The 23,194-nt window shown below is 50.7% G+C and carries 17 protein-coding genes and 1 other RNA gene; 2 read left to right on the top strand and 16 right to left on the bottom strand.

Translation table 11 applies throughout. The features are described from left to right. Position 1: 1 nt before the first annotated feature. The 8 genes from ACO0LG_RS12615 to rnpB all read right to left on the bottom strand — a co-directional run bounded on the left by ACO0LG_RS12615 (position 2) and on the right by rnpB (position 10,614). A complete protein-coding gene (locus ACO0LG_RS12615; protein WP_423026800.1) occupies positions 2-1,420 on the bottom strand; it encodes a UDP-N-acetylmuramoyl-tripeptide--D-alanyl-D-alanine ligase in 1,419 nt (472 codons plus the stop codon). Next, positions 1,420-2,928, bottom strand: coding sequence for a UDP-N-acetylmuramoyl-L-alanyl-D-glutamate--2,6-diaminopimelate ligase (locus ACO0LG_RS12610; RefSeq protein WP_423026798.1), 1,509 nt, complete (start codon positions 2,926-2,928; stop codon positions 1,420-1,422). The genes ACO0LG_RS12615 and ACO0LG_RS12610 overlap by 1 nt, the downstream gene beginning before the upstream one ends. A gap of 17 nt (positions 2,929-2,945) precedes the next feature. Beyond that, entirely contained in the window at positions 2,946-4,709 is a 1,764-nt protein-coding gene (locus ACO0LG_RS12605) for a peptidoglycan D,D-transpeptidase FtsI family protein (RefSeq protein WP_423026796.1), read from the bottom strand. Then, on the bottom strand, positions 4,706-4,981 hold the full coding sequence (gene ftsL, locus ACO0LG_RS12600) for a cell division protein FtsL (RefSeq protein ID WP_423026794.1): 276 nt from the start codon (positions 4,979-4,981) through the stop codon (positions 4,706-4,708). The genes ACO0LG_RS12605 and ftsL overlap by 4 nt, the downstream gene beginning before the upstream one ends. After that, positions 4,978-5,937, bottom strand: coding sequence for a 16S rRNA (cytosine(1402)-N(4))-methyltransferase RsmH (rsmH, locus tag ACO0LG_RS12595; protein WP_423026792.1), 960 nt, complete (start codon positions 5,935-5,937; stop codon positions 4,978-4,980). Before rsmH ends, ftsL begins: the two co-directional genes overlap by 4 nt. Positions 5,938-5,946: 9 nt before the next feature. Further along, entirely contained in the window at positions 5,947-6,375 is a 429-nt protein-coding gene (gene mraZ, locus ACO0LG_RS12590; RefSeq protein WP_162039857.1) for a division/cell wall cluster transcriptional repressor MraZ, read from the bottom strand. A 537-nt stretch (positions 6,376-6,912) separates the two neighbouring features. Then, complete coding sequence (locus ACO0LG_RS12585; RefSeq protein ID WP_423026790.1) at positions 6,913-10,080, bottom strand: bifunctional diguanylate cyclase/phosphodiesterase; 3,168 nt, start codon at positions 10,078-10,080, stop codon at positions 6,913-6,915. Positions 10,081-10,263: 183 nt separating this feature from the next. Beyond that, positions 10,264-10,614: RNase P RNA component class A (rnpB, locus tag ACO0LG_RS12580), an RNA gene on the bottom strand. A gap of 136 nt (positions 10,615-10,750) precedes the next feature. On the opposite strand from rnpB, the gene ACO0LG_RS12575 reads away from it, so the two are divergent. After that, positions 10,751-12,448, top strand: coding sequence for a thiamine pyrophosphate-binding protein (locus tag ACO0LG_RS12575; protein ID WP_423026788.1), 1,698 nt, complete (start codon positions 10,751-10,753; stop codon positions 12,446-12,448). A 60-nt stretch (positions 12,449-12,508) separates the two neighbouring features. On the opposite strand, the gene ACO0LG_RS12570 is transcribed toward ACO0LG_RS12575, so the two are convergent. Next, entirely contained in the window at positions 12,509-13,636 is a 1,128-nt protein-coding gene (locus ACO0LG_RS12570) for a DUF1624 domain-containing protein (protein ID WP_423026786.1), read from the bottom strand. Positions 13,637-13,785: 149 nt separating this feature from the next. Here ACO0LG_RS12570 and ACO0LG_RS12565 point away from each other — a divergent pair. Further along, a protein-coding gene (locus ACO0LG_RS12565) for an IS3 family transposase (RefSeq protein WP_423026784.1) occupies positions 13,786-14,948 on the top strand; the annotation gives its coding sequence in 2 pieces (ribosomal slippage) (positions 13,786-14,026 and positions 14,026-14,948; 1,164 coding nt in all). A 111-nt stretch (positions 14,949-15,059) separates the two neighbouring features. Here the strand turns inward: ACO0LG_RS12565 and ACO0LG_RS12560 are convergent. From ACO0LG_RS12560 to ACO0LG_RS12530, 7 genes are all read right to left on the bottom strand, one after another. Continuing rightward, positions 15,060-15,227 (bottom strand): hypothetical protein, encoded by a 168-nt coding sequence (locus ACO0LG_RS12560; protein ID WP_186952052.1) that lies wholly within the window; start codon positions 15,225-15,227, stop codon positions 15,060-15,062. Between the two features lie 10 nt (positions 15,228-15,237). Beyond that, positions 15,238-16,446: an RtcB family protein gene (locus ACO0LG_RS12555; RefSeq protein ID WP_423026781.1), complete on the bottom strand. Its 1,209-nt coding sequence runs from the start codon at positions 16,444-16,446 to the stop codon at positions 15,238-15,240. Positions 16,447-17,218: 772 nt separating this feature from the next. Further along, positions 17,219-17,671 (bottom strand): DIP1984 family protein, encoded by a 453-nt coding sequence (locus ACO0LG_RS12550; RefSeq protein ID WP_423026779.1) that lies wholly within the window; start codon positions 17,669-17,671, stop codon positions 17,219-17,221. 13 nt (positions 17,672-17,684) lie between these two features. Beyond that, on the bottom strand, positions 17,685-18,716 hold the full coding sequence (gene rtcA / locus ACO0LG_RS12545; RefSeq protein WP_423026778.1) for an RNA 3'-terminal phosphate cyclase: 1,032 nt from the start codon (positions 18,714-18,716) through the stop codon (positions 17,685-17,687). Positions 18,717-18,884: 168 nt separating this feature from the next. Continuing rightward, on the bottom strand, positions 18,885-20,120 hold the full coding sequence (locus tag ACO0LG_RS12540; protein WP_423026776.1) for an RtcB family protein: 1,236 nt from the start codon (positions 20,118-20,120) through the stop codon (positions 18,885-18,887). Between the two features lie 357 nt (positions 20,121-20,477). Beyond that, positions 20,478-20,819 carry a zinc-ribbon domain containing protein gene (locus ACO0LG_RS12535; RefSeq protein ID WP_423026774.1) on the bottom strand — a complete coding sequence of 114 codons (342 nt, stop codon included), beginning with the start codon at positions 20,817-20,819 and terminating at the stop codon, positions 20,478-20,480. Positions 20,820-21,529: 710 nt separating this feature from the next. Then, positions 21,530-23,095 (bottom strand): vWA domain-containing protein, encoded by a 1,566-nt coding sequence (locus ACO0LG_RS12530; protein WP_423026772.1) that lies wholly within the window; start codon positions 23,093-23,095, stop codon positions 21,530-21,532. Positions 23,096-23,194 lie beyond the last annotated feature (99 nt).

The following is a 23,194-nucleotide window of genomic DNA, read 5'->3' as shown; positions in this document are numbered from 1 at the left end:
ACTAATGATTCCCTATTATTTTTTGTTGTAATGTATTTTTTTCTTTATCGTCTGCGGCCAACAGATGGGCGACGACTCTTTCCATCTTCATGAAACGGGAGCCCTTGACCAGCACGATCGTGTCAGCCGCAGTTTGCGCATCAAGGTTCTGGCACAGGTTTTCTACACTGGAAAAATGCTGGGCACCCACGCCATAGCCCTGTGCTGCATGGGCAACCAGCTCGCCCAGCAATAACAATTTTTTGATGCCGCGCTGTTGCGCATATTCGCCAATTTCATGATGAAATTGCGCGCCGTTTTCACCCACCTCACCCATGTCACCAAGCACCAGTGCGGTGTCACCACCGATTTGTGCCAGCACATCTATCGCGGCACGTACTGAATCAGGATTGGCGTTATAGCTGTCATCAATGACGGTTGCGCCGCATAGTGCTTGCTTGCGTTGCAGGCGACCATTGACGGGTGCGAAATTTTCCAGCCCGGCAACGATGGCTTCTTTGCTGACGCCTGTCGCAAGGCAGCAAGCTGCGGCGGCAAGTGCATTGAAGACATTGTGCTGGCCTGCGGCGTTCAGGCGTACGGACAAGACCTGGCCTGCCAGGTTGATTTGCAAGTCACTGCCAAACACGCTGGGCAGATAAGTGGCATGTACATCAGCATCGGCTGTCAAACCAAAAGTCAGGGATTTACGCTGACCTCGTTCAGACGCAAAGGATTGCCATAAGCCCGTGTAAGTATCATTGGCAGGAAATACAGCGACGCCATCATCTGGCAGGCACTGTATCGCCACGCCGTTTTCGCGCGCCACGGCTTCCACGCTTTGCATGAATTCCTGATGTTCGCGCTGGGCATTGTTGACCAGTGCCACGGTGGGCATCGCGGCAGATGCCAGCAAGGCGATTTCGCCAGGATGGTTCATGCCCATTTCTATGACCGCTGCTTTATGCCCCGCATGCAATTGCATGATGGTCAGAGGGACACCGATTTCATTATTCAGATTACCTGCGGTTGCCAGACGTCCATCTGCACCAAAGGCGGCCGCCAGGATAGAAGAAATCATTTCCTTGACGGTGGTCTTACCATTGCTGCCGGTCACACCTATGACGGGCAGCTTAAATTTTTGACGCCAGAAGCGCCCTACTTTTACCAGGGCGAGCTTACTATCCGCTACTACTATTGCAGGCAGATTAAAGTCATCAGGCAAGCGTTCAGCAATCACTGCTGCTGCGCCAGCAGCCGCGACTTGCGGCAGAAAATCATGCGCATCAAAGTGCTCACCATGCAAGGCGACGAACAGATCACCAGCGCCAACTTTGCGGCTGTCAGTCGTCAGGCCAGTGATGCGAGTGATGACACCGGCATCACCTGTTAGTTTCGCCGCAGGCAGAGCAGCCTGCAATTGCTGAAGAGTAAATTCCATCAACTACTCCTCTTCATATTACCGCTGGTTGCCACGGTAGCGAGTGAGAGTGCAGCATGTTCTTCATCAGAAAATGGCCATTTCTTGCCATTGATATCCTGATAGGTTTCATGTCCTTTGCCCGCCAGCAAAACCACGTCATGATGATCAGCATGCTTGATCGCATACAAGATCGCATTCGCGCGGTCCTCAATGACTTGCGGCGTACCGGTCATGCCTTTCAGGATATCTTCTATGATCTGCGACGGATTTTCACTGCGCGGATTATCACTGGTGACGACAACATGCTGCGCCAGTTCAGCAATCTTGCCCATCTGTGGGCGCTTGCCCGGATCACGGTCACCGCCGCAACCAAACACGCACCACAAAGCCCCGGCTCTCTCTTGCGCAACTTGCTGCAAGGCTTCTATGGTTTTTTCCAGCGCATCTGGTGTGTGTGCATAATCAATGACGACCATGACATGACCGGCAGTACCCAGCAATTGCATGCGGCCAGGAACAGGGGTGAGTTTTTCTATGATGCCAACCGCCTTGTTCAGGGCTATGCCCTTGCTCAGCAACACGGCGAGTACCGCAAGGATATTGCTGACATTGAACTTGCCGATGAGCTGGGTCTTTACTTGTGCCGCGCCAAATGGCGACTCAAGATGAAAGCTGGTGCCAGCATGGCTGGTTTTCAGATTACTGGCGACCAGTACATCTATGCCCGACACCAAATCTCTTTCCAGGCTATAGCAGAGTAGTTTGGTTGCTCGCTGACTGGCTTGCAAATGCTTAACCAGTTCCAGACCATAGGCATCGTCCAAATTGATGACTGCCGTACCCAAACCCTGCCAGTCAAACAGTTTAGTTTTCGCAGCAGCATAGCCTTGCATATCACCATGATAATCAAGATGATCACGCGTCAGATTGGTCAGCACAGCGACATCAAAATGCAGGCCGTTCAAACGTCCCTGGTCCAGGCCTATGGAAGAAGCTTCTATCGCCAGTGCCTGTGCACCATCGCGCTGCAATTCTGCCAATTTTTGCTGCAAGCCTATGGCGTCAGGTGTGGTGTAACCAGTCTCTGCCAACTGTCCCAGCATGCCATTGCGATATTGGCCTATTCCCAAAGTGCCGATAACAGCCGCAGGTGTACCACTCAGCGACAGGGCCTTGGCTATCCATTGTGAGCAGGAAGTCTTGCCATTGGTGCCAGTGATGGCCACATTGAACCAGCCATTATCTGGCTCGCCATACCAGGTATGGGCGACATGCCCAACCACGTCCTGCAAATTATCTACAGCCAGATGGGGGATATTTAACGCCTCATCCCAAGCAAAATTATCAGCCTCATACACCACGGCGACTGCACCATTGGCAATTGCATGGGCGATGTGCGCACGACCATCAGTAATAGGGGTGCGCAAGGCAAAGAAGACATCTCCTGTTTGTGTGGAGCGGGAATCTGAACGCAGTTGCGCATTTGGCGCATGCTGCTTCAGCCAGTCCAGTATTGCTATTATCATTGTATTTTTCTGTGCCATTACATGCTTTCCTGTACACCTTCTTCAGGAATAATGCTAGTGACGGAAGAGTCTGGCTGCACATTCAGTGACCGCAAGACATTCGCCATAATTGCTGCAAATACCGGTGCTGCAACAGGGCCTGCGAAGTGCCCACCAGCAGTTGGTTCGTCCACCATCACCGCCACGATTACACGCGGATTTGAAACTGGCGCAAAACCAATAAAATCAAGCAGATATTTATTCACGTAACGGCCACCCTCATTCTTGTGGGCAGTACCTGTTTTGCCTGCAACGCGGTAACCAGCAATACGCGCCTGTGGCGCAGTACCACCAGGCTCGGTCACTGTTTCCATCATCTGGCGCACTTGTTTTGAAGTCTTTTCAGAAATCACGCGTGAGCCATGCGGCATTTCATCCGACTTTTGGAAAGTCAGCGGTATCATGTCACCATTCCTGGCGAAAATCATATAGGCACGCGCCATCTGTATCAGCGATACCGAAATACCGTGGCCATAGCTCATGGTGGCCTGCTCAATAGGACGCCAGTTTTTGTAATTACGCAAACGCCCGGCAACCGCACCAGGGAAGCCGAACTTTGGCTGCTGGCCGAAACCCAGGGTAGTGAACATTTCCCACATCTCTTGCGGCCGCATCTGCAAAGCCATTTTTGCTGTGCCGATATTCGATGATTTTTGTATGACTTGCGCGACTGTCAGAGAACCTTGTTTATGCGCATCATGTATCAATGCCGGGCCGATAGCCATGACACCAGGTGCCGTCTGGAATACGGTATCCGGTGTCACTCGTCCAGTTTCCAGCGCCAGGGCAACGGTCACTGGCTTCATGGTCGAACCTGGCTCAAAAGTATCGGTCATGACACGGTTACGTAATTGCGCACCAGTTAGCACAGAGCGGTCATTCGGATTGTAGGTAGGCAGATTCACCAGTGCCAACACTTCACCAGTTTGCACATCCAGCACTACTGCGCCGCCAGCCTTGGCCTTGTGTTTTTCCAGTGCCTCTTTCAGGTGAGTGAAAGCGATGTACTGGATCTTGCTATCTATCGACAGTGTTAAGTCCTTGCCATCATGCGGTTCGCGCACGGCTTGTATATCTTCGACGATATGTCCCAGTCTGTCTTTGATGACACGGCGACTCCCGGTCTTACCTGCCAGGTTTTTTTCCGATGCCAGCTCTATACCTTCTTGTCCTATATCCTCCACATTGGTGAAGCCGACCACATGGGCCATGACTTCACCTTCTGGATAAAAGCGTTTGTATTCTTTGCGGGTTTCTATACCGGGTATGGCCAGAGCCACTATCTTGTCTGAGATTGCAGGTTCCACCTGACGTTTCAGATAAACAAACTGACGGTCAGAATCAAGCTTCTTGCGCAATTCTGCTTCTGTCATGTCCAGCAATTTGGCCAGTTGTTGTATTTTTTCTTTTGGCGCTTCCAAAACATCATCCGGAATGGCCCAGATGGCTTTTACAGGCACGGATGACGCCAATACCTGGCCATTGCGGTCAGTGATCTTACCGCGGGTCGCAGGCAATTCAAGCGTGCGGGCGTAGCGATTGGCGCCCTCCTTCTGCAAAAAATCCTTGGTAAATCCTTGCAGATACAACGCCTTGACAATCAACGCGACAAAGGCGGCGAACAACAAAAACAGCACAAAACGCGAACGCCAGGCAGGCAGCTTCACGTCCAGCACAGGGCTGGAAGAAAAGGCGACACCGCGCGCAGCGGCTGTGCGGGCTGTACTGGCTGATCTGCTCATTTTGTCTCCACCGCTTTGAGGTATTGCGTACGCTCAGGTGTCACTGCCACCATATCCAATTCACGGACCGCTGTTGTTTCTATGCGGGCATGCTTGCCAAAAGTAGATTGATCAAGTTTCAGTTGCGTCCACTGCAATTCATACTGCTTGCTTAAACTTTGTTCGCGCTCGAGCTCTATAAACAGGCGGCGTGCCTGGTACTGGGAGTTAATCAGCGACAAGGCGCAGGCGATCAAGGCCACTGCCAGAACAATGTTGAGACGGGTGCTCATGCATCCCCCTCAGGCAAACGCTCTGCCACGCGCAAAATTGCCGAACGCGCACGCGGATTGGCGCTGACCTCGGCTTCAGTAGGCTTGATGCGGTTCAGCAAGCGCATTTGTGGTTTGGGCAAATCGATATGACGTATGGGCAGGCGACGATCTGGCTGTTCCACCTTGACCTTGGAAGCAAAAAACTGCTTCACGATACGGTCTTCGAGGGAGTGAAAACTGATCACCGACATGCGGCCATAAGGCGCTAATGACTGGTACGCTGCCGCCAGACCTATTTCGAGATCTTCAAGCTCCTTATTGATGAAAATCCGTATAGCCTGAAAGGTGCGAGTTGCCGGGTCTTTACCCTTCTCGCGAGTTTTGACGGCGTGTGCGACGATTTCTGCGAGCTGTCGTGTTCCACGAATGGCGTCTGTCTTCCTGCGAGCAACAATCGCCTTTGCAATCTGAAAAGCAAACCGTTCTTCCCCATAATTTTTTATAACCTCCGTAATTTGTTGCTCTTCGGCAGTCTCCAGCCATTCGGCTGCGGAAATGCCACGAGTAGTATCCATACGCATATCAAGCGGACCATCTGACCTGAAGCTAAAGCCCCGGCTGGCATCATCCACTTGCGGCGATGAGATACCCAAGTCCATCAGGATGCCATCAACCTTGCTAACGCCAAGTTCAGGCAAGGCCTCTGCAATGGCTGCAAAACTGTCATGTACGATATGAAAACGCGGGTCCAGTATTTCTTTTGCACTGGCAATCGCCTGGGTATCTTTATCAAAAGCAATCAGGCGGCCATTGCTGCCCAGGTGCGACAAGATCAGGCGGCTGTGCCCACCACGGCCAAAGGTGCCATCGACATAAATCCCGCTGGCACGCTGCTCTGTGATGCCGAGGGCGTCTACAGCCTCATGCAACAGCACAGTCTGGTGCGTAAAATCTGCCGCTTGCTGAATACTCATTGCCTGCGATCAGAAAGAAAAATTGTTTAATACATCAGGGGCGCCGCCAGCAATGGCCTTCGCTTCGTTTTCTGCCAGCTTGGCAGCATCCCAAATCTCAAAATGACTGCCCATGCCGAGCAGCATGACATCGCGCTGCATGCCTACGGCACTACGCAGCTCAGGTGCAACAAGGATGCGGCCAGCACCATCCATATCGACATCAAAGGCATTGCCGAGAAAAATACGTTTCCAGTCGCGCGCCTGTATGGGCCATGCAGCGATTTGCTCCCTATGGGATTCCCAGGTAGGGCGCGGGAACAGCAGGAGACAACCATCCGGGTGACGGGTCAGGGTAATCCGGCCTTCGCATTGCACATTAAGCGCGTCACGGTGCCGGGCAGGGATGGACATCCTGCCTTTTGCATCGAGATTGAGTGAGGACGCCCCCTGAAACACGCTATCTACCTTTTTCCTGAAAATCTGTATGTCTGACCACGCATGGAATGTAAGCGAAATTAGGAATTCTATGCCACAAAATTACACTTTTTCACACTATTGCCCACTTTAGAGGATGACTTGAGCCCGGTCAAGCGTATTTGTCAGGTAATTTGGGAAAATTTCTAATGAAGTCAATGACTTAGCGCTAACAGTTGAGGTGAGACCCAGCCAACCCCAGACAATTTACCCTGATAAATTAGGTACTTACACAGCATAGTGAAAGTAGCGCCTTACATATAACCATGTGTTTATCCCGGACTGTTGCGTTTTGGGATGGGAAACTTAAGGAAAATGCCTGCAGGAAAGAGGAGATCGCTGCTTTTTAGCCGCTGAAGTGATAATTTATAAACGTTGATAAACAGAGGAAGATGAACAAGGGGGCAGATTATCGCTGAAAACCGGCTTGCATAGGCAGGTTTTCACGCCAAAAGCAGGTGAATTAGTGAGGCAATTCAATGTTGCCTGCCAGGTGAGCAGACTGGCGATGTATAGCTATTAAGTTTCCCTTCTTTGCCGCTGCAATAATTGCAAAAATTCCTTGTCTGGCACAGCCTTGCTGAAATAGAAACCCTGGAATTCATCGCATTTGCAGTCACGCAAGGTTTCCAGCTGTATAGCCGAATCGACGCCCTCGGCGATGACCTTGATGCCCAGGGTATGTGCCATAGCGACGATGGCTAGCACGATGGCAGTGTCATTCGGGTCATCCGGGATGTCCTTGATGAAGGAACGGTCAACCTTGACGCTATCGACAGGGAAACGCTTCAGGTAAGCAAGTGACGAGTAACCCGTGCCAAAATCATCTATGGACAGCGTAAACCCTGCGTCTTTGAGGCCATCCATAAGCAAGATGGCTTGTTCACGGTTATGCATGACCATGCTTTCTGTAATCTCAAACTCGATGGAGTTGGAGGGCACGCGCCAGAAATCGACCACGCTTTTGACCTCTTCGAGCATGTGGGCATCATTGAATTGTGCGCCAGACAGGTTGATGGCCACCCTGCCAAAGTCCTTGTCTACATTGCGGAAACTTAAAATATCGCGGCAGGCAATGTCCAGTACCAGCATGCCGAGGCGGGAGATCAGGCCAGCTTCTTCTGCCAGACTGATGAATTCGACAGGAGACAATACTCCACGCTCTGGATGGTTCCAACGCACCAGTGCTTCGGCACCGACAATACGCTCGGTTTTGACATCAAGCTTGGGCTGGTAATAGACGACAAACTCACGTCTCTCCAGCGCCTTGCGCAGGCGCGCCTCAAAGGCCAGCCTCTCCACGGTGTGGGTATTCATTTCCGAGGCATAGAACTGGTAATTATCCTTGCCCTTGTTTTTTGCCTTGTACATGGCAATGTCGGCATTTTTGAGCAGGGTCTGCGCGTCCCTGCCATCGGCAGGAAAGGTAGCTATGCCTATACTGGCGCTGAGCTGGCATTCCTGCCCATCTATCTCGAAAGGCTGTGCAGCAGCATACAAGAGCTTGTCAGCCACGTCACCAAGGTCCCGTGCCTCGCTGAACTGGTCGATCAGAAGAATGAATTCGTCCCCGCCTATGCGGGCAATGATGTCGGATTCACGCAGGCACTGCCTGAAGCTGTGCGCGATGGTACGCAAGACATTGTCACCTTCATCATGACCAAAGGTGTCATTGATGTTTTTAAAGCGATCCAGATCAAGAAATAACACTGCCAGCTGGCTGCGGTTACGCTCGGCAATTGCCAGTGAACGGGCCAGATGCTGGTTGTACAAAAAGCGGTTAGGCAAACCCGTCAGCTCATCATAATGAGCGAGCTGCATGATTTTCTTTTCTGAACGGCGGCCTTCTATGGCAATACCGGCAATATCTACTGTGACCCTGACCAGGCCCAGGTCTTTTTCGCTCAAAGGTTCGCGACTATAAGAAAACAGGCTGAAACTGCCGAGCAACTGGCCATTCTTGCCAAAGATGGGCCATGCCGCGCAAGAAGAAAATTCAACCAGGGTTTCCAAGTCATTGACGAACTGCATGGCAGGTGCCTGCAAAAACTCACGTAGCCAGACAGCTTCACTGGTCAAGGCACTCTCAGACCAGATACCGCTGCCGTGGCTTAGTGTCATACCAGGTATCTGCGCCAGCAAAACTTCTGGAAAACGGCTGCCAGTCGCATGGGCAAAACTGCGCCTGTCGTCGGCCAGCAGTTGTATGCCGCAGCGCCAGTGGGGGCATAGTTTTTCAACAAACTGGCTGACGGCTTCGAGTATCGACGTCAGCTCTTCTTCACCGCCGATGAGTTTCAGCAAGCGATTTTGTCCTGCGATCAATAACTCGCTGTATTTGCGCGCATTGATATCGCGCTCCACGCAAAACAAGAGCATTTCGCCATCGACTTCTACCCGGCTCAATGAAATTTCTGTGTGCTGTATCTGGTCATTCCTGACGGTCACCCATTCAAAGCGCTGCGGCACACCGTTAAAAGCCTGATCTATCAGGGTGGCGACCAGCACATCCTTGTCCTGGGTGACGTAACCAGCCACGGACTGGACGCTGGGCGAGAAACTGCCAACCTTGCGCCCTATGACCTCTTCCTGGGTATTGACGCCAAAGAAGGTAACGGCAGCCGGATTGCAATCAACATAGATATAGTCACGGCTAATGAGTAGGATAGCATCCTGCGCACCCTGATAAATCAGCCGGTAGCGGCTCTCGCTGGCCTCCAGACGGTTTCTGGAGTCACGCAGATGGCGTATCTGCCATAACAGCAGCAATGCCAGCATAAAAATAAAGCCTGCCGTTATCGCCGTGACCATGATCTTTTGTGTGACCCTGGTATTCCAGTCCGTCAGGATAATGCTGCTTTCTCGCGCATACACCAGTATTAAAGGGAAATCGTTAATTCTTCTATAACTGATGAGCCAGACCTTGCCTTCTTCATCGACATCCCGCAATGCACCTTCCGGCGACTTGTCGCGGATGACATTATTCAGCACCAGCCTGGAGTAATCACGGTCCTTGAGACCGGCGGCAGCCAGTTTCCGGCCAGATTCATCGTAGAGAACAATGCTGGCACCACTGCCCAGAGCAATACGCTCATAAAAATCATAGAGATAGCGCAGCTGGATGTCAGCCTGTATCAGACCGGCGCGTTTGCCACTCTTATCAAAAAAATTCTTGAGAACGGGCAAAATCCACTGGCCACTCTGTTGCAGTTGATAAGCATCGCCGAGCACTACCTTGCTCTCTTCAGGATGCTCAAGCAAGAATTTTATATGACGCTGCTCTTCGGCTTTTTCAGGTGCGGCGGCCCCCATCTGGCTGGACGCCAGCCATAGTCCTTGCGTATCAAATACGGAAAGTGCGTGGATGGATTCAGATTCCTGTCTCTGCATGGCCAGGATTTGTTGCAATTGCCGGGATTCGTTTGCAGTTACCCTGGTTTCAGAGAGGATTTCTTCACTGGCGACCATCGTCACCCGGACAGCGCCGCGCATGACTTCGCTGACATGCTCTTCAAGCATACGTACTGCCAGGAAATTATGTTCCTGCGCCGCATTGATGGTCAGCACCTTGTCCTGGGCTATAGACCACCAGCTCTGCCCTATGATCGCGACTGCAATCAGGCAGATGCAAATGGCGAATGCCAGTAGAGGCACATCACGCTCTTTCTTTAGACCGCCAGTCTCCATGCGTTTTGCAATTTTGTAGATACAGCGTCAGTAGAACTAGTAGAACTTATTGCACCAGTGTACCACTGGTATTTTGAGAACAAGGACTTGCTTGCAAGGAATGATGCTTGATGGCGACAATCTTGAACGGACTATGGCGCATTGTGAAGGCGGCAAGCTACTTGCCGATGGAAGATACAAAATAAATGAAGCAGGCCGATAGGCCGGATTTTGTTACGGCATAGACATTGCTGTCGTCTGCTATGACAATCATTCCTCTAGGCGACGGATTGCTCCGCCGCTCAAGCTTTCTACCCGCACGCTCCGCGAGCAACATCAACGCGTGCCTATTTGAAATTGCTCCGGGTGGAGGTTACCGCGTTTCACCGTAACTTAATACGCTCGTCTCTGTGGCCCTATTCCTCGTCTTATACCAAAACTTGCGCCCTGGCTTTCAACGTACGGCCGTTAGCCGTCACCCTGCTCTATGGAGTCCGGACCTTCCTCCCGTCGCCTTGATTACTCAAGGCAACCAGCGATTGTCTGGCCTGCTTCGGGCGCTATTCTACCTTATCCAGGGTTAGTTTATCTAACCTATTCAACGATAATTCCGTGCACAAGCTGCAAATACGATGCAAATTAAGCAGGCTTTCTGGTAGCGTACTGCTTTTACTTTTTATCATTGTCTATCATGCTGAAATCACGTTCTGGCGGTCAGTTGATTGTGGATGCCCTGCAAGTCCACGGTGTCGATACCATCTTTGGTGTACCTGGAGAGAGTTATTTGCCAGTGCTGGACGCCCTGCATGACAGCCCCATACGCTTCATCATCAACCGCCAGGAAGGCGGCGCAGCCTTCATGGCAGATGCCTATGGCAAGATGACAGGCAAACCCGGCATCTGCTTCGTCACCCGCGGGCCGGGGGCGACCAACGCATCCATCGGTGTACATACGGCTTATCAGGATTCAACACCGATGATTTTATTCATCGGCCAAGTTGGTCATGATTTTGTCGAACGTGAAGCCTTCCAGGAGATAGATTACCGCCGCATGTTTGGCCAGATGGCGAAATGGGTAGCCCAGATAGACCGCGCTGACCGGGTACCAGAGTACATCGCCCGCGCCTTCCAGGTAGCCACCAGTGGCCGACCCGGCCCAGTCGTGCTGGCATTGCCAGAAGATATGCTGGCCCAGGTAGCAGAAGTCGCAGATACCCGCCATTACACACCAGTGCAGGCATCCGCCTCGCCTCAACAACTGGCACAATTACGCAATATGCTGACTGTGTCGCAACGCCCTGTGCTGTTGCTGGGTGGCAGCGGCTGGGACCAGGCAGCCTGCCAGCACATCAGCGAATTCGCTACCAGCAATCACTTGCCTGTGGCCTGCGCCTTCCGCTTCCAGGATCTGATGGACAATGCCCACCCCAACTACATAGGCGATGTAGGCATAGGCATCAACCCCAAGCTGGCACAAAGACTGAAAGACGCTGACCTGATCATTGCCATAGGCCCGCGTCTGGGTGAAATGACCACCAGCGGTTACAGCGTGCTGGAAGCACCGATACCCAAACAGAAACTGGTACACATCCACAGTGACGCACTGGAGCTGGGCCGCGTCTACCAGGCTGACCTGATGATCAACAGTGGCATGAAGGAAATTGCCGAAGCATTGGCCGAGATGGAAGGCCTGGATGCCGCCACGAAGTGGAAGACAACAGTCAGCGAGGCACGGGCCGACTTGCTGGCGTGGCAAACCGAACCAGCGATTTTCACCAAAGAAAACGCCCCCCTGAACCTGTGGCAGGTAGTACAGGACATCAAACGCCTTGCACCAAAAGACACCATCATCACCAATGGCGCTGGCAACTATGCGACCTGGGCGCATCGCTACTTCCCTTACGGTGGCATGCGCACGCAGTTGGCCCCCACCTCTGGTGCCATGGGCTATAGCGTACCGTCTGGCGTGGCTGCCAAGATCATAGACCCGCAACGTACCGTCATCACCTTTGCCGGCGATGGCGAATACCTGATGAATGGCCAGGAACTGGCAACTGCCGTGCAATACAAGGCAGGCGTGGTGATCATCGTCTTTAACAACGGCATGTATGGCACCATACGCATGCACCAGGAAAAAGAATTCCCGGCGCGCGTGTCTGGTACGGAATTGCACAACCCGGACTTTGCAGCACTGGCCCGCGCCTTTGGTGGCAGTGGAGAAGTCGTCACTACCACAGCAGAATTTGCCCCGGCGCTGGAAAAAGCACTGGCCCATAGCCGCGAGCACAATCTGCCTGCGCTTATAGAACTGCGTTATGACGGCAACCTGATCACGCCAGGCGCGACGCTGGAAACTTTGCGCCAGGCAGCGAAGGATTCGGGTAAGTAAGCAATCAGTTAAGAAAACGCCGCTATTCCCTGCGAGGGATAGCGGCGAAATCACGCAAAGCTAAGCGGTCGCCTGCAACTTGCCTCCGGCACGGCGCGCCCACCACAGTTTCGTCAATCCCCACATCACTGCCAAGGCAAACAACCAGGCCAGATAGCAAACCAGAAGCGAAGCTTCATACTCTGGCGTTGCCTCAGTCTTGCGGAAATCAACGATCTGCCCATAACGTAGTTGCATATAAATCCAGCCCAGCGCATGGATGAGTGCAATGTGCACCAGATAAAAGAACATCGGTGTTTTGCCAAACAGCATCAGCAATGGCAAAGGTTTTTTCACAAACTTATCCATCAAGGCCAGCGTGCCCAAGCCTATACTGAGCGTGATGCACAGGTAAAGCAAGGAAGGTGGGTATTTATGCACCTTCACAAAAGACATGAAGTCATAGAACCAGCCCTTGCCTTGCGCTGACCAGAAATCAGGGTCACCATAATAATTACCGCTGCGCAAAATCACAAAACTGACAAACAGGATAGCCGCTGCTAATAGCAGGAAACGCTGGCGCTTGTCAGCTTCCCACAACATCACCGGCCCCAGCGCATAACCAGCCGCCATCAAACCTATCCATGGCATGAGCGGATAGGCAAAGACGATACCCAGTTTATCAGTCAGGGGATAAAAACCACCCTGGTGCCAGGCCATGAACAAGACATGGCTGCCTTTGGCATGCATGCCATCGAGCAGGTTATGCGGCAGTATCAATGCCGCAGCAACCAGGGCAATCGCCCAGCGCGGCAACCAAATCAGCAAGCCCAATGCCATCATCGCCATGCCTATCGCCCAGATCACCTGCAAGATGAACACATTGAAATCGAACTGCCAACTGAAGCTGACCCAGGTGCATTCCAGCAAAACCAGCAAGGCACCCCGGCTCAGCAAATAGCGTGTCATCTCTTTTTTATCACGCTGCTGCGCCCGCAGGAAGGCCGACATGCCAGCCAGAGTCACGAAGATGGGCGCGCATAAATGGGTAATCCAGCGTGTCCAGAACCAGCCTGGCGAACCTTGTTGCAAATCAAGAGGATCAAATGGGGTAACCGCAAAAAAGTCGCGCGTATGATCCAGTGCCATCAGCACGATGACCAGACCGCGCAAGAGATCTATGGCTAGTAGCCGGTTTTGCCGCATCATGATGTATCCCCCGTCTGCGACCAGGCGCAGTTTTATTTTAATGCAGCAATTCTATCCAGCCTCCGCGGCTTGCAGCAAAGCATTTTGTAGTGGTCTAATTTGCCAGGACAGTGAAATAAGAGGAAACTCAATCTTAAAGAGGCCTCAACATGATGAAGAAACACTTCGACACACCGCTCAAACTGGAAGTGGTGAAGATGGTGAAAGAACAAGGACTGAGTATATCGAGAGTCAGTCAAAGCATGCATATAGGAGAAACGGCGATACGCCGGTGGATGAAGCAATACGAAACTGAACTTGATGGAGAGCCACTGGCAAGTAAGCCGCTGACAGCAGAACAACAGCGCATCCGGGAGCTGGAGCAAGAGAACCGTCAACTGCGCATGGATGTGACCATCTTAAAAAATGCGTCGTCCTTCTTCGCCAGGGAAATGAAATGAGCTACAGGCTCATCACCCACTTGCAAAAGAAGGCCATTCCAGTCACACATAGTTGCCGGGTACTGGAAGTCAGCAGGTCAGCGTATTACGCCTCGGTGCAACGCCATGCCACACCGCGTATTTGCAGCAAGGAAGTACATTTGAAAGCGGCCTTTAGTGCTAGTCACAAGTCCTATGGCAGCCGTCGCCTGGTAGTGGCAATGCAGGCACAAGGCATTCGTATTGGTCGTTACCAGGTTCGCAGTCTGATGCGGCAGGCCAGACTACAGCCAGTCTGGCGACGTAAATTCGTGCACACCACCAATAGCAGGCATAACTTACCAATAGCAGAAAACATCCTGTCCAGGCAATTCAATCCAGTTGCCCCCAACCTGGCTTACGTATCCGATATCACCTATATTCGTACTGAAACAGGCTGGCTTTATCTGGCAGTCTTGCTGGATTTATTCTCCCGCAAAGTGGTGGGATGGGCGATGGCACCCAATATGCCAGCAGATCTGGTTTGTGATGCCTTACGCATGGCGATTGGCCAGCGAAACCCGGCTCCTGGCTTAATTGTTCATTCTGACCGAGGTTCTCAGTATGCCAGTCGTCAGTATCAGGCATTGTTGCAAGAGCACGGTTTTATTTGCAGCATGAGTCGCAAGGGAAATTGTTGGGACAATGCTGTTGCAGAGCGTTTCTTCCTTAATTTGAAGATGGAACGCGTCTGGCAAGGTAGCTACGCTAATAAAATGGAGGCAAGACAGGACATCGTTGCTTATATTACGAATTTCTACAACACGACACGTTTGCATTCCACATTGGGATATTTATCTCCTTCTGTCTTCGAACGTCACTACGCCGTAAATTCTCCTATTTCTTTGTCCTGATTTACTTGACCACTACATTTCAAGCCAGGCAAATAAAAAAAACGCTCATTTGTTGCCAAATGAGCGCCTTGATTAAAACCAAATAAAACAAAATCAAAACAAGCAGCGGGCTTACTCCTCATCCTTCAGCCGCCCGCCCTTGAGTTGTTGCAGGCGCTGCTTCTCTTGCCTGCGCTCAGTACGCTTCGGATTGAGTGCACCATGGACACCGGCATTGCGCTGCTTGACCAGCACAGCCAGCGGGTTACGCGGTTTGGGTAATTTGATATTGATCTTCATTCTTTATCCTCTATCCTTTTACACAAACGACCTGGCGCAAGGTATGCACTATTTCAACCAGGTCATGCTGATGTGCCATGACTGCATCGATATCTTTATAGGCAGCCGGAATTTCGTCCACCACGCCCTTGTCCTTGCGACATTCTATACCCTGAGTCTGGGCGGCCAAGTCATCAGCATCAAACGTCTCCCTGGCCTCACCCCGACTCATCCTGCGCCCTGCCCCGTGCGAGCAGGAACAGAATGATTCAGGATTACCCTTGCCCCTGACGATATAACTACGTGCGCCCATGCTGCCAGGAATAATTCCCATCTCACCCATGCGCGCCGAAATCGCTCCCTTGCGGGTAATGAACAGGTTTTCATTATTATGCGTTTCTTGCGACACATAATTGTGATGGCAATTGATGGCCTCGCCATCAAGCTTGAAGCTGGTGACTTCTTTTTCCAGCACAGCCAGTGCCCTGCGCATCATTTCACTGCGGTTAGCCAAGGCATAATCCTGCGCCCATTGCACTGCATCGACATAGTCATCAAACAATTCCGAGCCTTCAGTAAAATAAGACAAGTCCTTGTCCGGCAAATGTATCTGGTGCCGCCACATTTCTTTCCTCGCGGCCCAGATAAAATGCCTTCCTATGACATTGCCCACGCCACGCGAACCGGAATGCAGCATGATCCAGACACGCTGCTCTTCATCGATACACACTTCAATGAAGTGATTGCCACCACCCAGGGTACCCAACTGGCATATCCAGGTCTGATAAAACTTTGGCAGCATTTTCATGATGCTCTTGTGTTTGGCGACGATCTTGTCCAGCCTGTCATTCAAGGGTTTGCCCACCCTGACCAGGGCTGACCCACGCATCCTGTTCCATGCATGCTGGCGAAAGCCGACTGGTATCTCGGCTTCCAGGGCACTGCGCAGCTTCGCCAGATTGTCAGGCAACTGGCTGGCTGTCAGCGTCGTGCGCACAGCATTCATGCCACAACCGATATCCACACCCACAGCACCAGGGATAATGGCGGAGCGGGTAGGTATCACACTGCCTACCGTGGCACCCACACCCGCATGCACATCAGGCATGGCCGCCACATGAGGATGGACGATGTTTAAATTAGCGATATTGAGCAACTGCTGTATGGCGGTGTGATCAACATCATCAGTAAATATATGCACAGGCACTTTGGCCTTGTGCAAACTTTGAGCTATAGGCATACAATTTTCCTTCTTGTCATGCCGGTGTTTTTTCAGCTAGTTGCTCCTGCTATCGCAGCAAATCCTGCTGCTTGCATGAGAAATATCTGGCTGCTTTCTTCTTCAATAGCGCTGTGCATCTTTTTTGGCGAACACCGTCCCTGCCTACATGGCGCAAGGCTATGCAAGTTCTGGCGTTCCAACAAAAATCAGCGTTTTGAAAAGTAAAAAACCCCGACGAGTTTCCTCACCGGGGTTTTCAAAAAAACGACCGGCTCGGGTTGGCGATTTGCCTTAACCCCGAGCGTCGTGCACGGGGCTAAAAGTATTGATTGTTCTTACTAGCCGTATTCCGTGGCATGGCCGTTCCTTTCTTGAATTGGGTGTTGATGAAAAAGTCGGAAAAATCGAATTGCTGCGAATTTTAAAAATGCTGCATATCGAAGAAACTTGATTCTGCACGAAAATAAATTACTGTGTCAACAAAAATTATTTTTATCGACGAAAAATTCACAAAAAACATCGCGCAAAAAAACGCGAATGACTAAGTGAATTTTTTAAACGGGTTGGAACATAGTCAGCGTGTGGTAGTCAGGTTTGCAGTATGCAAATTCAACAGTGCGATGTGATGGGCTGAGTTGTCATTTGTTGGCGCTGCCCATCGCGCTCCGTGAGCGATCCCAGTATATTTTCCACCCCCTGTCATCGGGCCGGGGTTCCACGCTCGCCCTATGTTCCGAAAACTTTACAAGTTCATTTAAAAAATCATTTACAAACTCATTTACAAGCTTAGTTACAATACCACCTGCCAGTTGCTTTCCTGGATTTTCGCATTCAGTTCGCGCAAATTTTTGGCCAGGTCTTCCGACTGCTTCTGCAATTTTTTCACATCGAATACGGACACCCATTTTATTTCACGCGCGCTATAGCGGTCTGGTTCTTTATGCGTTGATCCTATGGCTGCCTGCAACAAGGCATGGCGCTGTATCAAGCTATCGCGCTCAGCGATGGCGGCTGTCAGGCTACGGCCATCTGGCAGTTTGTTCGCCATGTTCGCTGCATTAATTGCCAGGACCAGTTTTTCCAACTCTGCAGTTACGGCATAGGCTTCCAGCAATAAGGCTTCAGGATCTTCCTGCGGCGCATTGCCTTCCTGTACCAGGCCATTGCGCACTATACGTTCACGCATGGATGCCAGTTTCTTCTGTAAATCGCCTCGCAGTAACAAGGCTTCTGCAAGTTTCATCTTGCGCTCCTTTTTAATTGTGCTTCATCGTGCAAATAAAGCGTTTATCTTGTGGTTTGAATTCTGTACTGACAGGCAAGAACCTGGCGATTACATTTGCATTGGTTTTGGCGTGTTGCGATACAACGCTGGAGGTAAAACTGCCGCCGCCCGCCAGTGCAAAAGGCAACATGACCTGGTCTGCCAGATGCTCACCCAAAGCGGCACCCGATGCGACATACTCACGCAACTCCTGCACGGTACGCTTGGCGACATTTTCTGCCTTGACCGCTTTCTCACCAAACCCGCAAAACACTTCGGTGACCTGCTCATGTTCCAGTGTAATCAGCAGTACATTGCCTGGCCCCTGGTCATTGCTGAGGCCACGTACCAGCAATTGATCGGCATTCCAGCCCATGCCGGCACCTACGCATTCAAGCTCCCGTTTGGCGACATCGACAGGTACACCAGCGACAAAGCTTTCGGCATAGCCTTTGGTTCTTTCGCCACGCTCCAGCAAATCGATCTTCTTCAACTGCTTGCATGGCTGTACCTGGGCAATGATTTCACCGCCACCGGCAGGCACGAAGCCATAGCGTTTCAATTCAAAGCTGACGTCTGCACCCATTTGCTGCAATACCCGGCCATAGGCCTTTTGCAAGAACTGTGCAGGTGGCGCCATGTCATTGTGGGTGCCACCAGTGATCTTGATAGTCGATGGTTTGTCGGCATATAGCAAAGCCGGTATCAGGGTCTGCAATACCAGGGTACAACTACCCGCACTGCCGATAGCGAACTGGTACGTGCCGCCGTAGATACCCGATGGAATAAATTCCAGCATGGTCGAACCAAGTTCTGCACCAGCAACCTGCGCGCCACTGACAGCCGCCGCCGATTGCACTGCCACTAGATGCTGGCGCAACAAACCCGGCTTGGCGCGGCCAGCACGGATATTGATGATGCGAAACGGCTGACCGGTAATCATGGACAGGCTCAAAGACGTACGCAAAATCTGCCCACCACCCTCACCCAAAGAGCCATCCAGCTCTATCATTTTCTTATTCATTATTTTATTAAAATCAAGTTCAAGACCTCTCAACACAGAGGCACAGAGACACAGAGAAAAACATGAGGAAATTCAACTCTTTCTAGTTTGAGCGAATCTTCATTCCATTGGTTTTCTCTTGCTCTTCTCTGTGTCTCTGTGTCTCTGTGGTTAATGGTCTTACGTAAATCACCCCTTAACGCACACAACCTGCTTCAATACGTGCACTACATCTACCAGAGCAGTTTGCGCCAGCATCACGGCGTCGATATCTTTATATGCCATAGGGATTTCATCAATCACGTTGGCATCTTTACGGCATTCCACACCTTGGGTTGCGGCAATCTGATCAGCAACGGTATATAGCTTCTTGGCGGCGGTACGGCTCATGGTACGGCCTGCGCCGTGGCTGCAGCTATGGAAACTTTCTTCATTCCCTTTTCCACGCACGATGAAGCTTTTCGCTCCCATGGAACCAGGAATAATCCCCAATTCACCAGCACGCGCAGATACCGCACCTTTACGGGTTACCAAGACATCCTTACCGAAGTGATGCTCTTTCTGTACATAGTTATGGTGGCAGTTTACCGCTTCTACATGGGTCTCAAACGGTTTGCTGATCACGGTACGTACAGCAGCAATCAAGTTCAACATCATCACTTCACGGTTCATACGCGCAAATTTCTGCGCCCAACCTACTGCCTCAATGTAATCCTTGTAATGCTGAGTACCTTCTGGCAAATAAGCCAGGTCCTGATCAGGCAAGTTAATGAAATGGGTACGCATATCCTGCTTGGCCAATTCAATGAAATGGCTACCAATCGCATTACCTACACCGCGGGAACCGGAATGCAACATGAACCATACGGCATTGGCTTCATCCAGGCATACTTCAACGAAGTGGTTACCGCTACCCAAAGTCCCCAGGTGACGGTAGTTATTGGTGTTTCTCAAGCGCGGGGTTTTCAGGCAGATTTCATCGAAACCGTCTTTCAATTCAGCCCAGGCATTATCCACAGCGTTTGGCGGCGATTCCCATGATCCCTTATCACGGCCTTTGAAGCTACGGGTCTTAGGCGACATACCATGTGGTATGGCTTTTTCTATCGCTGTACGCAAAGGGCCCAGATTATCTGGCAAATCATGGGCGAACAGGGTGGTCTTGGCAGCCATCATCCCGCAACCGATATCCACACCAACCGCCGCCGGAATCACCGCACCCAGGGTAGGTATCACGCTACCAATAGTAGAACCCTTACCCAGATGCACGTCTGGCATCACGGCAATATGTTTGTAGATGAAAGGCAAACGGGATGTATTCGCCAATTGCTGCTTGGCTTCTTCTTCAACAGGAACACCTTTGGTCCACATTTTGATAGGACGGCCATCTTTGTACTGCACTACATCATAATCTTCGTGTTTCATATTTTTCTCTTTTTTCTTTTTCAAATTCACAGTGGCGACAAGGTTAAGTGAAGCATCGTGGTTGCCCACTCGGTGCTCTCCCAGCTGAGCTACACGATACCGAGATACCGTGACGGGGATTGAACCCGCGACTTCCGCATGAGAGATGTAGTTTCACCAGCATTCGCCCAAACTTTTACTCACTGCACAAACTCTTTCATTTCCAATTACTTGCGGCGACAAGGGTTTGTGAAACGGACGGCCGGGAGACTCTTGTTAGAGTCAGTACCCAGGCTACACCAGACCATGAATGTATCTCCATTCCTCTGTTAACCACCTTAGGACCGTTGAATGTTCACTGGCATTCGCCTGGAAACTCTATTGTTTTTGCTTTGCTGCCAGACCACGCAAATGAGTTTCTCTGGCTTGCTTCTTTCTTTGTTGCTCTATCTTGCGGCAAGGACGACACCTGATAGCCACGCTATTAATGTTTCCCTGCATAATTTCATGCCACCACTTTTGCTGCTTGCCTGTCCATATCTGCGCTGCTCCACAATCACGACAGTTAAAGGCATAGTCCACATAAAACAAAGGTAGAAAAATAGCATTCTTATTGTGGCTTAATGCATCACGATCAGCTAAAACTGCTCCAGCTGAAACTGGTAGGGCATAGACATCAAAACTTTCTTTCACTGGTATGCGGGCACGCCGCTTTTCCATGATTTCTACCCGTCTTTGTTTTCCACTTTTCATCACTTCTATACTCTTTAAATAAAACCCCGACAAGTTTTACCAGGATTTGCTGATCTATCCTTACGGTGTAGACCAGACTGGAGTCGAACCAATGTAACCGATGTAATCCTGATGGCATTCGGGTAAAACCTGATTGAACAAGCCAGGACAAAAATTTGAAGTGAAGTCTCATTTTCGCAAAATGTAATCACGTCAGCATTCCTGGCTTATTCAAAACCTTTACAAATCCATTTCCTGAACCACTCTATGACAAAAATTTCTGTGAACATTGCAAATGTAGTCACATAAGCATTCATAGGGCATTCAAGAAAACAAGCACAATGATATTTATTGAATATGGCATGACAAGAACAGAAAGTGATATTACGTTTCAAATGTAATCACGTCAGCATTCATGCCATATTCAAAGCCTGCACTGCGACATCTGATTGCAGTATTGAGAAATATCGTACGACAAGGATTGCTTGCGATTTTTTTTGGGATGTAATCGCCTGCGCATTCGTACTGCATTTCAAATTCAAGACCACATTCATATGGTCTTTGAAGCACTGCATGACAAGATTTAAAGGTGATTTTACAGTGAGAGGTGTAATCACATTTGCATTCATGCTGCGTTCAAAAACTTTTACTACCTGGACTGGCGAAGCTGTTACTGCATTTGCCCCGCCAGCGGCTCTCTAAATATCAATTGCCTTTATTTCACCTACCCAATGCTCTGCACTTAGCTGACCGGCAGCAAAGGCAGCGATGATTTTAAATACGGCATCAGAAAAACCACCTACATTCAAAATATCATCTCTTTCTGCTGCCTGTGTCGTGCCATAGGGTGCAATGTCTATGCACACCAGTTTGGCTTGTGGATTGCGTTGTTTAAACACATTCCATTCCGCCATGGTTGCAGTAGTACGGCTACGACCTGCATCCATCCAGGATTCATTGTCAGAGACAAAGATCACCAGGTCAGCTTGCGCTTTCTCTTTGTTCAATTTCACCAGTGGTGCACTGCAATTGGTTCCACCACCACCTATCGCTGACAGCTTTTGCGCATTGGTCATCACGCTGTCTCGTGGGTTCAAATCACATTTCACAACCTGGTTTTCAAACGGCAAAACCAGCGTCGATGGATTCTTGCGCAACATGGCAGCAGCAACCAGGGCGGCGATGTCTATGCAACGTACTGCTGTCGTTGCAGAGCCACGGTAACCTGTGACTGCAGATGACATGGATCCAGACACGTCAGCACACACCACGACCTTGCCAAATATCTCCGGCACATTGCTCAAGGCGATTTCCATCGCATCTTGCAAGGCATTCTTGATGGGCAACGGCACTTCTTCATTCGCTGCCTTGTAAGCCGCCATCAACTGGTAAGGAAATACCTTGGCTTTGGCAATTGCCTCAGCATTACGCAATGTAGCGGCAATCAAATCGACCATGCCTGGCAAGGCATATACACCGTGACGTCCAAAGGTGTTCAAGTTCATACGCAACATCTGCCAGCCAGCCTGACGGGCAATTTGTGCCCAGTCTTCTGTCGTCAAATCCATCGCTGTCAGCATCTGGAAAGGCACATCTGGCAAGGCCAGGCTGCGGTCTTTCTTAAAGGCTTCAAACGCCGCTACGACTGGTGGCAAAGCTTCTGCCTTATATGGCTTGCCGATCAACCAGGCGAAGAAGGCTTCACGCCACGCCTCAACAGGTTTGGGATGGACCATTTTCACAACATCAGCCAGTGATGGTGTAGTACCCACCGCTGCGGACAGTAATTCTTTTTCACTTGCAGTATTCAACCATGCCTGTACCAGTTTTTTAGGACGTGAGCCCAGAGACTTACGGCCTATCGCACCTGAACGCACTATCTGCACAAAGTTACGCAGCATCTTGCCATTGTTCATCACACGCTTGAAAGTACGTGGCAATTCGACTGCATTACGCATAGTCAGTACTGCCACCAGCAAGGCTGGCATGTCTTTCATATAGCCACGCTCACGGCAGTAGATCGCTGTTTGCGCTACGAACAGAGGCGTTACCTCTTTAGTCAAATCCAGCACGGTTGCCAGTTGCGCTTCTGCGCTGGCGTAGTAAGTCGCGTTCAAACAACCAGTGCCTGCATATTGCGCCAGCTTGTGTTCGGCGGTGAACTTGTAAGCGGCAACACCGGAAAAATTCGTTGTATCTGTTACTGGCAAAAATTTGTTTGTCAGTGAGTTTTTTAAACTCTGGAACAATTGTGCGTTAACCATTTCATTTCCTCGCTATCTATTATTTTTATGTTTGAAGAGCTGTTTATTTACTCGCTCTTGCCTATCTCTATTGCAATGGGCGTGCCAGCTCTGTATCAA

It is taken from the genome of Undibacterium sp. Ji42W (assembly GCF_049340405.1).
Classification (GTDB): domain Bacteria; phylum Pseudomonadota; class Gammaproteobacteria; order Burkholderiales; family Burkholderiaceae_D; genus Undibacterium.
This window is presented reverse-complemented; position numbering and strand designations above follow the sequence as displayed.

Bases quoted from the DNA above. Each gene is read 5' to 3' on its own strand.
- ACO0LG_RS12615 (WP_423026800.1), bottom strand. From the start codon at position 1,420: ATGGAATTTACTCTTCAGCAATTGCAGGCTGCTCTGCCTGCGGCGAAA.
- ACO0LG_RS12610 (WP_423026798.1), bottom strand. From the start codon at position 2,928: ATGATAATAGCAATACTGGACTGGCTGAAGCAGCATGCGCCAAATGCG.
- ACO0LG_RS12605 (WP_423026796.1), bottom strand. From the start codon at position 4,709: ATGAGCAGATCAGCCAGTACAGCCCGCACAGCCGCTGCGCGCGGTGTC.
- ftsL (WP_423026794.1), bottom strand. From the start codon at position 4,981: ATGAGCACCCGTCTCAACATTGTTCTGGCAGTGGCCTTGATCGCCTGC.
- rsmH (WP_423026792.1), bottom strand. From the start codon at position 5,937: ATGAGTATTCAGCAAGCGGCAGATTTTACGCACCAGACTGTGCTGTTG.
- ACO0LG_RS12585 (WP_423026790.1), bottom strand. From the start codon at position 10,080: ATGGAGACTGGCGGTCTAAAGAAAGAGCGTGATGTGCCTCTACTGGCA.
- ACO0LG_RS12575 (WP_423026788.1), top strand. From the start codon at position 10,751: ATGCTGAAATCACGTTCTGGCGGTCAGTTGATTGTGGATGCCCTGCAA.
- ACO0LG_RS12570 (WP_423026786.1), bottom strand. From the start codon at position 13,636: ATGATGCGGCAAAACCGGCTACTAGCCATAGATCTCTTGCGCGGTCTG.
- ACO0LG_RS12560 (WP_186952052.1), bottom strand. From the start codon at position 15,227: ATGAAGATCAATATCAAATTACCCAAACCGCGTAACCCGCTGGCTGTG.
- ACO0LG_RS12555 (WP_423026781.1), bottom strand. From the start codon at position 16,446: ATGCCTATAGCTCAAAGTTTGCACAAGGCCAAAGTGCCTGTGCATATA.
- ACO0LG_RS12550 (WP_423026779.1), bottom strand. From the start codon at position 17,671: ATGAAACTTGCAGAAGCCTTGTTACTGCGAGGCGATTTACAGAAGAAA.
- rtcA (WP_423026778.1), bottom strand. From the start codon at position 18,716: ATGAATAAGAAAATGATAGAGCTGGATGGCTCTTTGGGTGAGGGTGGT.
- ACO0LG_RS12540 (WP_423026776.1), bottom strand. From the start codon at position 20,120: ATGAAACACGAAGATTATGATGTAGTGCAGTACAAAGATGGCCGTCCT.
- ACO0LG_RS12535 (WP_423026774.1), bottom strand. From the start codon at position 20,819: ATGGAAAAGCGGCGTGCCCGCATACCAGTGAAAGAAAGTTTTGATGTC.
- ACO0LG_RS12530 (WP_423026772.1), bottom strand. From the start codon at position 23,095: ATGGTTAACGCACAATTGTTCCAGAGTTTAAAAAACTCACTGACAAAC.